We start from the raw sequence: 13,868 nt of genomic DNA on the forward strand, positions 1-13,868 counted from the left end.
TCCCATTGTAGGGTCATTTGCCGCTGTCAATGATGAGCTACCGTCATCGTGCGATCGCTATCCTTTTAGCCTTGGCCGGTATCTTTCTCCCCGGTCTCCATAAGTTTTATTTGCGTCAACCTCTGTGGGGTGGCGTTTATCTCCTGCTGGGGCTACTCTTTTCAACGGTGCCCTATGGTTCTCTGGGTAGTATTGCTCGCATTGCCTGTGTAATTGAGGCAGTATGGTATTTGTTCCAGGGAGCCGATGCCTTTGATGGCACTTTTAACCCTGAGATTAGTGCCGTTGTTCCGAAGCTCTCCGCGTCTCCTTTTGAAGAATCAACCTAATACCGCCAATAGCGACGACCTTGCCAGAAAATCCCCACGGCTGTGCCAATCAAGAACACATCGGTCAAGGGAAAAAAGAGGGGTTGTAGTCCCAAAGTGCCGCCAAAAAAGCTGAAGAATACACTGCCCATTAGGACGCACAGAAATAACGCCCAGAGGGTACCGCTGGAGATAGGCGCTGGGTTAAACCACACCTCCAGACAAATTACTGCCACCATACCCAGGCCAATACTCAGACCAAGGCGGACTAATAAAACCAAGGGAGACCGAAGCAGGAGGATTAGTGCCTCGCGCACTGCCGTAATGGTGGCGGCAATATAGTAAAGACCAGTATCAAATAGCGCTGCAATCAAGGCAATCAACAGACCTGTGGGCACCAGCGATCGCCAAGGCAGTGCCTTAAACTGTTGCCAAGGATTAGACACAAGCAACACTCGCATTAAATTAATTTATCTTGGCAGAACTTAGGGAGTGGGTAGATCGCCAAGGCTCATTTCCAGTTCCATGCGCTGTTCCATCTGGCGCAGGAAATATCCCGTCATCATTGCTGAGGCCAATAACCCCGCAAGATTGTCGCGATCGGTAGCAATTTGCACATTAAACTCCTCCGAGGGAAGGCCCCCCACGAGACCTTGGACATTTTGGCTGATAATTTGGCGAATTTCTGGACTGACGGAACGGGCAATGCGGCTTAAAACTTCTGGCGATTGACTTTGCAGGTACTTTAGGAGCAGATTGGGCTGTCCATCATCTGTAGAAGACTGGTAGAAATTAGCGTTTCCGGGATCAAAAACCATAGGCAGTGCTCGTTAGGTATGTTAACTATATGTTACCAAAACAAAATGCGCTACTAAAACCAAGGCAACTGTGCTGCCTGCTCTAACTGTAGAATAGACCTTAGCACTCGGTGAGACTGAATACCCAAGGATTCCTGCATGACCGCCCTCGATCAGCTTCAGCCTGCCAACCCCCGCGAAGTGAATATCTTTGCCCCCTATATGCGTGCTGAGAAACGTCCTCTGCTGCCCTTGGGCATTGCCCTCTACCGTTTGGGGAAGTTGGAGGGACAACGGGGGATTGAAGGCGGTAACAATGTTGATTTTGTTGCCACATGGACAATTGCCAATTTGCCGGCGGATTTATCCCGCTGTACGGTAACCTTTGATAACTCTCCTGATCTACAGTACGAAATGTCGATCACTACATTTGAACTCGTGGACTATCTCATTGACGTGATCATTAACTACAAAAAGCATCGTATTGCTGATTTTTCTAAACCGTTTTATCGTAAGCTGTTACGGCTGGAGTAACACTCGCGTGTTTAGGGCTGGGGTCATGGGAGGAGTAACTCAACGGTGGCAAAGCATTTATTGATTGGTTCAATGGTGCCCTATAGCGGCAAGTCTGCAACGGTTTTAGGTTTGGCCAAGCTCTGTCGCGATCGCCACCTCCGCATTGCCTACGGCAAGCCCTTAGGTACATACCAGCCCGCCGCCGACAGCGAAGAAACCGAAGCCGACGTCAGTTTTATCCAGGAAACCCTCAATCTCGAGAATGTGCGACCCACATTGCTCACTCTCACTCCAGAAGCCATCAAGGCAAGGCTCACAGGCACAGATCAGCAGGATTATCGCCAAGCCCTAGCAGCCTATCACCATATCAACCGCGAAGACTTGGTGCTCCTCGAAGGGCCAGCCACATTAGCAGAGGGGAGGCTGTTTGATTTGGGGTTAGCCCAGATGGCAGCGGTGTTGGATGCACCGATTTTAATGGTAGTGCGCTATGAGTCCCCCTTGGTGGTGGAATCGCTACTCCTAGCCAAGTCGGAATTGAGCGATCGCCTGCTGGGGGTCATCATCAACGATATTCCCCAACCCGAGACTCAACCTTTATCCGCCGTTCGCCAATATCTGGAGGCACACCAAATTCCAGTTTTTGGCATGTTGCCCCGCAGTCAGTTGCTGCGCAGTGTCAGTGTCAAGGAATTAGTACGCCAGTTAAATGCCGAAGTTCTGTGCCGTCCCGATCGCTTGGATTTGCTGGTGGAAGAACTCACCATTGGAGCCATGAATGTCAGTGCCGCCCTGAAGTATTTCCGTAAAGCAAACAATATGGCGGTGATTACGGGGGGCGATCGCACCGATATTCAGTGGGCGGCTCTGGAGACCTCTACCCATTGCCTGATTCTCACGGGGCATTTGCCCCCTTCCCCGGCTATTCTTGCCCGCGCCGAGGAGTTAGAAATTCCGGTCCTCTCGGTGGACTTAGACACCCTGACCGCTGTGGAAATTGTGGATCGGGCTTTCGGGCAGGTGCGGCTCCATGAAGTCGCCAAGGTCAAATGTGTCGAGCAACTGATGCAGGAGCACGTGGATGGCGATCGCTTGCTGGCTCAGTTGGGACTCTTGACCGTTGAAGCCTAGCGTTTAGTACTCAAGGCAAAAATCAGTACTTGGGTCGGCGTTTTGCCATCAAAGTTGTTATCGCCGATGAGATAGAGCGATCGCGCCCCATCCGCCAAAGGAGGACCAAAACTCATCCCCTCCAAGTTAGTGAGGGGAATCCCCAGGGTGTTCAAATCTAGGACTAAGCGTTTTTGCACAGGGCGGATGGCGCGTAAATCAACTGGTAAGGTGGCCATGCCCAAGGTATCCGTTGCCCCGCCAAGGGAAACCTCAAAGAGCTTAATGCCATACCCCTCCCTTGGGCTATAGCTGCGCTCTAGGCTCAGAAAATGGCCGCCGTTATCGAGGGCGAGCAGCTCCACAAGGCCATTAAACATGGCTCCTGCGTTCTCTAGGGGATAGAGATGCTCCGCCAACAACACAGGGGCAACCTCCCCCCGCAGGTAGTGGAGCAGACGACAGTAAAGGGGGATATTGGGGCGGACATCCTGGGCAAGGGCAGATTCCACGCCCACAAATAGGCGATCGCCCGCCGGGGAAAGCGTCAGAGCCTCAAAACCAAGATTATTGCGAATGCCCTGCTGCCCCTCAGGGAGATAGTACTGGGGAAGGGGTAGAGCTTCAATGGTTCGCCCATTCTCGCGCTCAAAGGTCTTAATCCAAGGGGGACTAGCTGTGGCTGTTACCCCTTCACTGCTAATTACAAGGTGTCCCTCCGGCGTTAGGGCAATCCCCTCAGGGTCAGCAGTGTTGGCGGGATACCCCTCCCCATTGGGCTGCCGAAGAAAAGTCACGCCCTTGGGGACAATGGTTTCGGGCGTGATTTCGAGGGTGTAAAACCGAGGCTGCTGGCGATCGTCACTAATGGCATAGAAGTGCCGTTGGCGCGGATCGTACGTCAAACCCGACAGCCCCCCCACCTCCGTACCCTGCCACTGACTGCCAACGGGCAGTTGGACTTCGCCGCGAAATTCCACCCCCACATTCAGAAATAGGCGCTCCTCAGCTCGCACTTCGGGCAGGGTACATCCCCACAGTAAACCAAGGAGAAGTATTCCCGTCAGGAAGCGTGGCCAGTGCATGGGGGTATCTTAGCGCTTGCGATTGGTGCCTTGATTGCTCCCTGTACCCCCCCCTTGTTGATTTGGGCGTTGGGGAGCAGCGGGTTGATTGGCCGGACTAGGTCGCTGGGCATTGTTGCCACCGCTTTGTTGCAGCGCGAACTGAATGGCCTCAGGGGTTTGGACTAGTTGAATTTGACCCGCCACAGGATCGTTGGTGCTCAACATGGTTGTCACCAGATTATCCAGCATAACAACGCGAATACCGGTGTCTTTAGCGAGTTCAGGACGCTGTTGGCGGGCTTGATCCACCTCCCGTTGAAGTTGCGCCTTGTCAAAGTAAAAAGGAATAAACCGCTGGGTTCGAGTTTGGCCGTTTTCGCGCATTTGTGCTTCTATGGCGATGGGGTTGCCTGTTTTGCTATCCGCCAGGAAGAACAGGGGGGTGCCGCCCATGAAAGGTTGACCATCTTTGGTTAGAATTTTGCCATCCCGTTCTACGAGATCGCCACTTTGCTTGAGTAGGTTCACGGCTGCTTCCAGCTGCGGTTTTGAGGGGACAATGTCCACACCGATGGCAGGATTTTTCTGACTTTCGAGGGCAATTTTCACGGCACCACTGAGGGCGGCGGCGGAGACCCGAGCGACGCGACCCACCTCCGGCTGCTGCGTTTTAATCCCGTTCAGTGCAGTTTGAGCATCCTGCTGATTGACAAAGAAGGTAAAGACCTGAATTTTCTTGTTGCGATCTTTAGGGTTGGGTATCTCAACGGTCAGCGGTTCCCCTTTATCATTGGTGATCATAAAAATGGGTACATTGCTGAGAATCCGCAGCACTTGTTCTTCGGGCAAGGCGGTGGCAATATCATGGCGACTGAGGGCGGGTGCTAGCCACAGGCTACTCACTAACCCTGCCAAAACACCCAAGTGTGCCAATCGTTTCATATAGTCTCCTAAATGAATGCTCTATTGCAGTAGGTGAACTCTCCAAAGTTAGTCCCTTGATTGTGGAGAGGGGTGGCGATCGCAATTTATTACCTAACTCACACCAAAACTTATGCACCACGTGCAGCCCTTTTCTTAAGTATGGAATGCATAAGGGAGATGGGATCTTTTTCCATACTGGCTTTCACGGTTTTAAGTGTGTGCCATTCTTGGGAAAAAGGCTGCAAATGAGTATTCTACACATAAAGTACTTCCTTTGCTTTCCCAGCCTAAGCCAATTTGACGCAATGTACGAGGGGCAAGTTTCCATACCCTTCCAGGAACTAGTGTTGAGTGTCCAGAGATTCCAAGCGGGTGGTGCTCTTGAACCAACCTTTGCACCAGAAAAAGAAAAACAAACTGACCGCGACGGCGAGCATGATTGCCCAGTAGGCCGAATAGCCCCAATACCGGTTCAGTTCTGGCATGTCCCAAGGGGAGGCCTCAGGATCAAAGTTCATACCATAGATACCCACAATAAACGTTAGTGGAATGAAAATCGTCCAGATAATTGTTAGAGGCTTCGCAATCTCGTTCATTTTGTTGCCGATAGCAGAAAGATAGTGCTGAGGTAGGAGCCACATTCTTCAGGAGTTTCTAAGATGCGACGGCTGGCCTGATCTGGCTGATAGTTAATGAGAATGAGTGTTGGTGGCGGAGCATTAGCCTTGATGCTGAGGAATAGACAGAGTACAGACCAGCGACCGGAGGCGTAGGCCAACATGAGCCGCCCTGCTCCAAACCCCTCTGAAAAGTTAAGATTGTCAAGTGTAGTGGCATTCGCGGTGGGATCGTGTGGTGAATCCTCAAGTCTCAACAACCTCAGTGCCCACTTGGGTCGCGATCGCCCAACTCCTGCGCTGGCACAAACCGGCGGGGCGTTTGATTCTCCTGATTCCGGCGCTGTGGTCATTGACATTGGCTAGCGGGGGCTTTCCCTCGTTGAAGCTGCTCCTGATTATCACCGTGGGGGCGATCGCCACCAGTGCAGCGGGCTGCATTGTGAATGACTGTTGGGATCGGAACATTGACCCTTATGTGCAGCGGACGCAAAACCGCCCCCTTGCCAGCCGGCGACTCTCCTTGGGTGTGGCCTTGGGTCTAATGATAATTGCTCTGCTCTGTGCTTGGGGATTGACCTTTTACCTCACTCCCTTGGGATATTGGCTAGCGGTGGCTGCTGTGCCGGTGATTCTCCTCTATCCTTTGGCGAAGCGGGTCTTTCCCGTTCCGCAGCTTGTGTTGGCAATAGCTTGGGGGTTTGCTGTGCTGATTCCTTGGGCAGCGGTACAGGGGCGCTTAACCTTGACTACCGCGTGGTTGTGGGCGGCAGTGGTGGTGTGGACACTGGCCTTTGATACGGTCTATGCCATGCCCGATCGCCCCGATGATCGCCGACTGGGGGTCAATTCTAGTGCCTTATTTTTTGGTGCCTATGCGCCCTTGGCGATCGCCCTATTTTATGGGCTGACGGTGGTGTTTCTAATCATTGTTGGTTTCAGGGCGGGACTCACTTGGCGATTTTGGCTGGCTTTGACAGTCACCACCTACTTTTGGCTGCGCCAATCCCTGCAAATCTATACCCACGAACGCCGTGCGCCGCAAACCACAACGCTTTCCCTTCAGACCTATGCGCGTTACTTCAATGAAAATGTCTGGTTGGGCTTTTTGCTCTGGGTGGGGATGTGGTCTCCTACGCCTTAGTCAAGAGCTTGGGGGAAACCTGCCACGGCACAATTGCCAGAATATCCACTTGGGCACAGTATTTGAGATCGGCTTCATTGCCGAGGTGGAGGAGGCGCTGCCCGTGGCTGGAATGGTGAAAGAGGGTCAATAGATCATCTTGATAGTAGCGGTACAGCGCGGTGGCGGCGATGGTTTCATCATTGCCGGCAAGGGTTTCCAAGGGAGCCTCCTGCCGACCCCACAGGTAGTGAATCAGTGCTCCAGCACAAACGGTATCTTCGAGGGAATAACTCCCTTCCCAACCAGAACCCACAATCCAAACAGTTTCTGGTTGATGTTTTTGCACAAACTCGGCAACCGCCGCACGATTCACCAAGGCGGCGGCCAGAACGAGGGGACTGGCCTGAATGCGCTCCAAAGAACGGGTGCCATTCGTCGTACTCATAAAGAGACGACACCCTTTAACGCGCTCGGGAACACACTCCGCGGGGGAGTTGCCCATGTCAAAACCAGCAACTTTTTTCCCTCCCCGCTCACCAACGCGAATTCGTTTGGCTGCCGGCCACTGCTGACTGACTTGCTCTAATTCTGCCAGATCACTAAAGACTTGAACTGCCTCCGCACCCGCAGCAAGAGCCGTGGCGATCGTCGTGGTTGCTCGCAGAACATCAACAGCAATAGCACAGTCAGGCTGCCAGTCGGCTGGTACACGCTCTGGTGTGTGGTAAGTATAGATTTTCATAAATAGAAGAAGGGTTTGGCTACGATGATCCTTGATACATAAAGTATGTCACCATTGGGATCACCGTAGCGGCGATTAACAGGGCAACGACAATAATTGTGGCGGAGCGATCGTCGGTTTCCTCTTTGCTCTTGTAGGTTTTCTCGACAACAGCTTCTCGCACCAGCGGTGGCCCCGGATCGGGTTCACCTTTGAGGACTTTGGCAAGGCGATCGACGGTGTCAAGCACCGATTGATTGTAGTTGCCGTCCCGCAGGGGCACCCGCATCGTTTCTTGGACAATACTTTCAGCCGTCTCAGGATTCAAGCGTTCAGCCACAGCCTCACCATAATGAATTGCTGTGCCATTGGTAACAGTATCGAGGGCAATGATCACCTGATTGGCTTGGGACTCCGCATCGGGAAACCACTGCCTAAAGAGGTTGTCCACAAAGCTCTGGGGGGTTTCACCATAGTCAAGGCGGTGCAGTGTAACAATATGAACATTGATGCCCGTTGCCTCGGCGAGATCTTGGAGCGATCGCCCGACACTGCCTTCGGTGACTGCACTGAGAACATTGCCTTCATCAATGACACCAGTTGCTGTTCCCGGAAAGGGAATATCGATCGCGCTGGTTGCCCAAAGGGGGGTGACCCACAACGTACTAGCGAGTAGTGCCAGCAAAAGAGAGCGAATGGTGTTCTTCCAAGCCACTTGCCAATGCATCTGTGCTTAACCCTGTGTGTTTCTCTGCAATTTTCTCAGATGTTGATCGCAAAAATAAATTTTCTTTTCATAAATCTTAATTTTCCACTGCTGACCATGAATAAATGAGATGAGGCTGCCACTCCCTAGGCGGCTGTTGCGTATAGGCTTGGCGATCCAGATGCATAGGTAGGTTAAGCATCGGATCACCGCCTGTAGCCACAAGAAATTCAAACCCCTTCAGCCTTGGCCATTGACAAAATTGCCGCAGCAGGGTTTGCACCGCAAGCACATAGGGATGTTCTGGCTGCTGGTACCAGTGGCGGTCAGCTAAATGGGGTTGATCAAAGCCAAAGTGAACAATCAGGTTAGGATGCCCAAAGATGGCCTGAGCCACAGGTCGAGCTTCTTCCCGCACTAGCAAATGGACGCCTGCAGCCAAATGACGCAGTTTTTCCAGCCGCTCATAGCGATCGCCCGGATTGAGTTGCGACTCTTGCCAGCGAAAGGCCACGGTAATTAGGTAAGTTTGTAGCAGCAGATGCCCCAGTTTCTGGGCCTTGGTGGTTAAGTAGGGGGTGTTGTAGGGGGTCGCTTCAATCAACAACGGCACCCGATCCACCACTTCAAGGCCATAGCCCTTAAGGCCAGCAATTTTGCGGGGGTTATTGGTAATCAGGCGAATTTGCTTCACCCCTAGGTCATTTAGGATTTGTGCCCCAACCCCATAGTCACGTAAATCTGCTGGAAATCCAAGTTTTTCATTTGCTTCCACCGTGTCAAAGCCCAAGTCTTGGAGGGAATAGGCGCGCAGTTTATTCACTAGGCCAATCCCCCGTCCCTCCTGACGTAGATAAACCACCACGCCGCGACCGGCAGTGTTAATCATCTTCAGTGCCGCTTGCAGTTGCATCCGACAATCGCAGCGCAGGGAACCAAGGGCATCGCCGGTCAGGCACTCGGAATGAACCCGCACCAGCACGGGTTGTTCGCTAAACGTGGCGGGATCCCCTTTGACAATGGCGACATGCTCCGATTGATCGAGGGAGTTGCGATAGCCATAGATTTGGAATTCACCGAACTCCGTCGGTAGCTTGGCCACAGCCTCGCGACGGACAAAACGCTCATGCTGGAGACGATAGCTAATCAAATCAGCAATGCTTATGATTTTGAGCTGGTGGGTACGGGCATATTCCAAGAGTTGGGGCAGCCGTGACATGGTGCCGTCGGGATTTTGAATTTCGCAAATGACACCCGCCGGGTAGAGTCCCGCCAAGCGGGTTAGATCGACGGCTGCCTCTGTGTGGCCAGCACGCTTGAGAACGCCGCCAGGACGCGATCGCAGGGGAAAGACATGGCCGGGGCGACGCAAATCTTGAGGCTGGGTAGTGGGGTCAATGAGCGCTTGAATGGTGCGGGCACGGTCTTCGGCGGAAATGCCGGTGGTGACCCCCCACCGCGGACCGGCATCCACACTCACCGTAAAGGCCGTTTGATTGCTGTCGGTATTTGTTGTCACCATTAAGGGCAGATCTAATTCATCGAGGCGATCGCCCTCCATGGCAAGGCAAATTAGTCCCCGTGCATGAACCGCCATAAAGTTAATCATCGCGGGGGTTACCCGCTCGGCGGCACCAATGAGATCCCCTTCATTTTCGCGATTCTCATCATCCACCACCACAATGACTTCGCCCCGCCGCAGGGCATCCAACGCAGATTCAATCGAGTCAAACACAGGCACGTCCGCCAAGGCAGTTACTTCCAAAACTCTTAAGGGTTCTTAATTACTAAGTTACAGCGTTTTTCACGGGGAGTGGGTGCCTGCAACACTGGTAAGCAGGATTGTACCAATTTTTTAGGATAAATCGTGTTCATGGTGTTCCTGCAGGAAACCCCATCTACGGCTCTGTGCCTTGTGAAAATGCTGAAAATCTCGTCATCATAGTGAAAGGTTTAGCCAACCAATCCGCTGCATGTCTCATCTATTACTCATACTCGTTATCGCTGTTAGCGCCTTAGTCGTCGTGGGGTTAGCGCTTTACCTATTGTTTCCCCGCAAGTACGAGTCTGCCCGCTCTGTTGCCAAGTCCTATGACGAGTGGACTAATGATGGCATTCTTGAGTTTTACTGGGGTGAGCATATTCACCTTGGCCACTATGGTTCGCCCCCCCGTCCCAAAGACTTTCGCCAAGCGAAGGTAGATTTTGTCCATGAAATGGTGCGCTGGGCCGGTCTTGATCGCCTGCCGGCCGGCACCACTGTTTTGGATGTGGGCTGTGGCATTGGCGGCAGCAGCCGCATCTTGGCGCGCGATTACGGTTTCCATGTAACAGGGATTACAATTAGCCCCGAACAGGTGCGGCGGGCGCGGGAACTGACGCCTCCTGATCTGAATGTGCAGTTTCAAGTGGATGACGCCTTAGCCCTGTCATTTCCAGACGCAAGTTTTGACGTGGTTTGGTCAATTGAAGCAGGCCCCCACATGCCTGATAAGCAGCAATTTGCCAAAGAGTTACTCCGTGTCCTGAAGCCGGGGGGGATTCTTGTGGTTGCTGATTGGAACCAGCGAGACGATCGCCAGCGCCCCTTAAGCTTCTGGGAGCGGCTAATTATGCGCCAACTCCTAGATCAATGGGCACACCCTGCCTTTGCCAGTATTGAAGGCTTTACCGAAGCCCTGAAAGCAACCGGTTTAGTGGCAGGAGAGGTAATCACCGCCGACTGGACCCAAGAAACGCTCCCCTCGTGGTTAGATTCAATTTGGCAGGGCATTGTGCGACCCGAAGGGCTGATTCGCTTTGGCCTACCGGGACTGGTAAAATCCTTGCGGGAAGTGCCCACTTTCCTGCTGATGCGGATTGCCTTTGGCATGGGACTGTGCCGCTTTGGCATGTTTCGCGCCGTGCGTGCAGAAGTTCCTGCCCTCTCCCTGAGCCAAACAACTTAGGCCAGTTGCTCGCGAATAAGGGGCAACATCATGCCCCAGATGGCCGGCTGTACCTCCTTGAGGGCGTGATCGCTGTCCAATTCCACCCGACTCACCCAAGGGCGGCCTTCACAGTAGCGACGACTGGCTTCGATGGGAATCACCTCATCCTGAAGGCCATGGAAAATGAGGGTCGGCACAGGCCGCTGTAGCTGGCGATCGTCATAGGCCAGTAAATCCTTAGCAAAGTCGTAGCTCAAGGGCAGCAGGCGTTCTGCGGTGTGGTGATAGACTTCCAAAACCCCTGTTTCTTGCCAGCGATGGTATTGATTGCCTAAACGGGGCAGCCAATGGCTGGCGAACTCAAAGGCAGGGGCAAGGAGAAAGAGTTGCACCACTTGGGGATGTTTTTCTGCTAGCCAGGCGGCAGTTAATCCGCCAAAACTTGAGCCAATTATCGTCACGGGTTCCTCAGGAGAAAGCAGCGCCGCTACCTGGGCAATTTGGCGACTCAGCGTTAAGTGAAAAAAATCTCCTTGATTCAGATCAGGAATGAGGAGTGACTGACCGAGTTCCTCAAAGCGATCGCGAAAATACTGAGCTTTACCCGAGCGTGGGGACGAGGCAAATCCATGGAGGTAGAGATATTGCATTGATCAATCATCCCCTGTGAGGAGCGGACATATTTTTGTTGTACTTTATCAATAATCTTAACAAATTTGCCCTTTAGCTATAGGTTTTTTAAGGGTGATCATTGCCAATAGTTCAGAATCAGGATCAAGTAGCCCAATAACGACGAGTCATCGTGAACGAACTGTTACAGTTTCTCACAACTTGCCGCAAGATAGCGGTTTCAGTGCTACGATGCCGTTGAATCTGGCTACAGCCCTTTTCGCAAGATGGAGAGAATTACCTCCTCTTTGTGTATCCCATATGCAAGAAAAGGGTTGTATCTAGCCGATCTTAAGGATAAAAACGTGAGCGATTGAGGATCGAACGCATGACAACACTCACTGGGCAACCCCCGCTCTACGGTGGCAGCACCGGCGGCCTCCTCAGCAAAGCGGATACCGAAGAGAAATACGCCATCACGTGGACAAGCCCCAAAGAGCAAGTTTTTGAAATGCCGACGGCTGGGGCTGCGGTGATGCGTGAAGGCGAAAATCTCGTTTACCTTGCCCGCAAGGAGCAGTGCCTTGCCCTCGCTACCCAACAACTGCGTCCCCGCAAAATTAACGACTATAAAATCTATCGCATTTTCCCCGATGGGGAAACGGTGTTGATCCATCCTAAGGATGGGGTTTTCCCTGAGAAAGTGAACCAAGGGCGTGAAGCCGTCAACAGTGTGCCGCGCTCCATTGGCCAAAATCCCAACCCCTCTCAACTCAAGTTCACGGGCAAAAAGCCCTACGATCCATAGATTGGCCCTGAACAGCCTCTTGAGTGCCCCCTGTGGACCAGCCACGGGGGGGATTTGTTTTAGCTATGGTTGAGCAGGCCTTCCAGACTATCCTATTTGACCGCTGTGCCTGATGATAAGGAAGACAGAGTCAGGTGACGCCCATGAGTCGTACCCCCCTAATCGAACGCCTAGCGGCTGAAATTGGCCGTGATATTTACATTGATGTGGCCAAATGGCATCTCTACCTTGGGGATGCAAAACTGGCAACCCCCCTTGCTGAGGCCTTTTTGCCCCTCTTGGAACAGGGGGAGATCAATGCGGCGCAGGTCACCAGCATCTTGCAGGAGGTTTCAGTTCCCCTTGGCGGGGGTCAGCACTCCCTTTCCCTCGATCGCCTGATTCCCAAGGCCAACCAAGCGTTGCTGGTAGAACTGCTCAACCGCTTCCGCCAAGAGGAGCTGGAGTTCTAGTGCACCGTGCCCCACTCCTGTTGGGCATTGACCGGGGGCAAAAGATAAATGCGCAGAAGATGACCTGCGATCGCCAGTTGATGGGGAAGCTTCCGCAAGGCCTTCAGCCACTGCGGTTGATTGCTGGCTTCTATGGCTTGGAGTTTTTCGTTAATCTCAACACAGCGTTGCAGACGCGGATAAAACTCAGGGTGGTCAACATTGAGCACCACAGAGAAGGTGCGCGCCGCTGTTTCATTCGTTTTGGCAATCACTTCGCGATCAAATTCCGTGGCATTGAGGCCAAGGGCTTCATAGAATTTGGCACGCTCATGCACCGTCAGGGTATGGGTGGCAAACACCGCTAGCAGGAAGAAACGCATCCAGAGTTTAGCGCCCCAGCCTTGAATCAATTGCGGCTGGGAGTGGATTAGAGCCTTAAAAATATCGCCGTGGCGATTCTCATCCTGGCACCAACTTTCAAAGTAATTAAACAGAGGATAGAAGGAATGTTCAGGGTGCTTTTCAAGGTGACGGTAGATAATGATGTAGCGCCAGTAACCGATTTTCTCCGATAGATAGACAGTGTAGAGCACCCAGGGCAGGGGGAAAAAGGTGTACTTGCGCGCCTTGGACAGATAGCCCAAGTCCATGGCATGGCCAAAATCCATCATTGCCTTGTTGAGAAACCCTGCGTGCCGCGCCTCATCCCGTGCCATGAGGTGAAAGATTTCCGCCAAAAGGGGGTTGCGATTCTTGAGCTTGCGCGAGAGTTCCTTAAAGAGCAAAAACCCTGAAAACTCAGAGACACAGGAACGCTCAAGATAGTCAATAAAGGCTTTGCGGGTCTCTGCATCCAAGGTGTCCCATGTGCCTTTGAAGGAGTCGTCGCGGACAAAGTGATGGCGGTTGTAGTCTGCCCGCATTTCCGCCAACATTGCTTCGAGTTGTTCCCGCTGGCGACTGAGGTCAAGTTTTGCTGCCTGTTCAAAATCTGTTGTGTAAAAGCGGGGCGTTAAAAGGTTTTCACGAATGGTTTTAACAGTCTGGCCTGAATCAGGGTGGGGGGCGATCGCCACCATAAGCCTTTCACTCCTATAGAACTAAGCCTATGTTTGTCATACCGTTTTACTATACTATATCCCTTAGAATGGTCAAGAATTGTCTTGACGTTTTTGCAAAAGTAAGCAGTTTTGTA

The 13,868-nt window shown here is 52.5% G+C and carries 17 protein-coding genes and 1 pseudogene; 7 read left to right on the top strand and 11 right to left on the bottom strand.

Annotated features, from left to right (window positions below; all coding sequences use genetic code 11):
- Window positions 1-29 precede the first annotated feature (29 nt).
- The gene (locus Q0683_RS03525) at window positions 30-329 is read left to right on the top strand and encodes a hypothetical protein (protein WP_298614699.1); all 300 of its coding nucleotides are present in this window, start codon (window positions 30-32) and stop codon (window positions 327-329) included.
- On the opposite strand, the gene Q0683_RS03530 is transcribed toward Q0683_RS03525, so the two are convergent.
- On the bottom strand, window positions 326-754 hold the full coding sequence (locus Q0683_RS03530) for a hypothetical protein (protein ID WP_298614697.1): 429 nt from the start codon (window positions 752-754) through the stop codon (window positions 326-328). The two genes, Q0683_RS03525 and Q0683_RS03530, sit on opposite strands and share 4 nt — an antisense overlap.
- A gap of 39 nt (window positions 755-793) precedes the next feature.
- Window positions 794-1,126 carry a DUF760 domain-containing protein gene (locus Q0683_RS03535; protein ID WP_298614695.1) on the bottom strand — a complete coding sequence of 111 codons (333 nt, stop codon included), beginning with the start codon at window positions 1,124-1,126 and terminating at the stop codon, window positions 794-796.
- A gap of 138 nt (window positions 1,127-1,264) precedes the next feature.
- On the opposite strand from Q0683_RS03535, the gene ebsA reads away from it, so the two are divergent.
- Both ebsA and Q0683_RS03545 read left to right on the top strand, forming a co-directional pair.
- Window positions 1,265-1,639 carry a type IV pilus biogenesis protein EbsA gene (gene ebsA, locus Q0683_RS03540; RefSeq protein WP_298614693.1) on the top strand — a complete coding sequence of 125 codons (375 nt, stop codon included), beginning with the start codon at window positions 1,265-1,267 and terminating at the stop codon, window positions 1,637-1,639.
- 45 nt (window positions 1,640-1,684) lie between these two features.
- The gene (locus Q0683_RS03545; RefSeq protein ID WP_298614691.1) at window positions 1,685-2,752 is read left to right on the top strand and encodes a phosphotransacetylase family protein; all 1,068 of its coding nucleotides are present in this window, start codon (window positions 1,685-1,687) and stop codon (window positions 2,750-2,752) included.
- Here Q0683_RS03545 and Q0683_RS03550 read toward each other — a convergent pair.
- From Q0683_RS03550 to Q0683_RS03565, 4 genes and pseudogenes are all read right to left on the bottom strand, one after another.
- Complete coding sequence (locus Q0683_RS03550; protein WP_298614689.1) at window positions 2,749-3,816, bottom strand: esterase-like activity of phytase family protein; 1,068 nt, start codon at window positions 3,814-3,816, stop codon at window positions 2,749-2,751. The two genes, Q0683_RS03545 and Q0683_RS03550, sit on opposite strands and share 4 nt — an antisense overlap.
- Window positions 3,817-3,825: 9 nt before the next feature.
- Complete coding sequence (locus tag Q0683_RS03555) at window positions 3,826-4,740, bottom strand: Tic22 family protein (RefSeq protein WP_298614687.1); 915 nt, start codon at window positions 4,738-4,740, stop codon at window positions 3,826-3,828.
- Between the two features lie 323 nt (window positions 4,741-5,063).
- Window positions 5,064-5,342 (bottom strand): annotated as a pseudogene (locus Q0683_RS03560) (CorA family divalent cation transporter); the annotation flags it as partial.
- Window positions 5,315-5,503 (bottom strand): hypothetical protein, encoded by a 189-nt coding sequence (locus tag Q0683_RS03565; RefSeq protein ID WP_298976323.1) that lies wholly within the window; start codon window positions 5,501-5,503, stop codon window positions 5,315-5,317. The pseudogene Q0683_RS03560 and the gene Q0683_RS03565, both read right to left, overlap by 28 nt.
- A gap of 74 nt (window positions 5,504-5,577) precedes the next feature.
- Here Q0683_RS03565 and Q0683_RS03570 point away from each other — a divergent pair, with 74 nt between their 5' ends.
- Window positions 5,578-6,483, top strand: coding sequence for a 4-hydroxybenzoate solanesyltransferase (locus Q0683_RS03570; RefSeq protein WP_298614681.1), 906 nt, complete (start codon window positions 5,578-5,580; stop codon window positions 6,481-6,483).
- Here Q0683_RS03570 and Q0683_RS03575 read toward each other — a convergent pair.
- From Q0683_RS03575 to ribBA, 3 genes are all read right to left on the bottom strand, one after another.
- Window positions 6,473-7,207, bottom strand: coding sequence for a 2-phosphosulfolactate phosphatase family protein (locus Q0683_RS03575; protein WP_298614679.1), 735 nt, complete (start codon window positions 7,205-7,207; stop codon window positions 6,473-6,475). The two genes, Q0683_RS03570 and Q0683_RS03575, sit on opposite strands and share 11 nt — an antisense overlap.
- Window positions 7,208-7,226: 19 nt before the next feature.
- The gene (locus Q0683_RS03580; protein WP_298976326.1) at window positions 7,227-7,913 is read right to left on the bottom strand and encodes a photosystem II repair protein Psb32; all 687 of its coding nucleotides are present in this window, start codon (window positions 7,911-7,913) and stop codon (window positions 7,227-7,229) included.
- Between the two features lie 76 nt (window positions 7,914-7,989).
- The gene (ribBA, locus tag Q0683_RS03585; RefSeq protein WP_298617559.1) at window positions 7,990-9,633 is read right to left on the bottom strand and encodes a bifunctional 3,4-dihydroxy-2-butanone-4-phosphate synthase/GTP cyclohydrolase II; all 1,644 of its coding nucleotides are present in this window, start codon (window positions 9,631-9,633) and stop codon (window positions 7,990-7,992) included.
- Between the two features lie 232 nt (window positions 9,634-9,865).
- Between ribBA and Q0683_RS03590 the strand changes: the two genes are divergently transcribed.
- A complete protein-coding gene (locus Q0683_RS03590) occupies window positions 9,866-10,840 on the top strand; it encodes a methyltransferase domain-containing protein (protein ID WP_298976328.1) in 975 nt (324 codons plus the stop codon).
- Here the strand turns inward: Q0683_RS03590 and Q0683_RS03595 are convergent.
- A complete protein-coding gene (locus Q0683_RS03595) occupies window positions 10,837-11,472 on the bottom strand; it encodes a YqiA/YcfP family alpha/beta fold hydrolase (protein WP_298976330.1) in 636 nt (211 codons plus the stop codon). The genes Q0683_RS03590 and Q0683_RS03595 overlap by 4 nt on opposite strands.
- A 347-nt stretch (window positions 11,473-11,819) precedes the next feature.
- Between Q0683_RS03595 and Q0683_RS03600 the strand changes: the two genes are divergently transcribed.
- Entirely contained in the window at window positions 11,820-12,239 is a 420-nt protein-coding gene (locus Q0683_RS03600; protein WP_298976338.1) for a photosystem I reaction center subunit II PsaD, read from the top strand.
- 143 nt (window positions 12,240-12,382) lie between these two features.
- The gene (locus Q0683_RS03605) at window positions 12,383-12,691 is read left to right on the top strand and encodes a DUF3181 family protein (RefSeq protein ID WP_298613239.1); all 309 of its coding nucleotides are present in this window, start codon (window positions 12,383-12,385) and stop codon (window positions 12,689-12,691) included.
- Here Q0683_RS03605 and acsF read toward each other — a convergent pair.
- The gene (gene acsF / locus Q0683_RS03610; protein WP_298613236.1) at window positions 12,688-13,752 is read right to left on the bottom strand and encodes a magnesium-protoporphyrin IX monomethyl ester (oxidative) cyclase; all 1,065 of its coding nucleotides are present in this window, start codon (window positions 13,750-13,752) and stop codon (window positions 12,688-12,690) included. The genes Q0683_RS03605 and acsF overlap by 4 nt on opposite strands.
- Between the last annotated feature and the right edge of the window lie 116 nt (window positions 13,753-13,868).

The organism is uncultured Thermosynechococcus sp. (genome assembly GCF_938074695.1).
In the GTDB taxonomy this organism is placed as follows: domain Bacteria; phylum Cyanobacteriota; class Cyanobacteriia; order Thermosynechococcales; family Thermosynechococcaceae; genus Thermosynechococcus.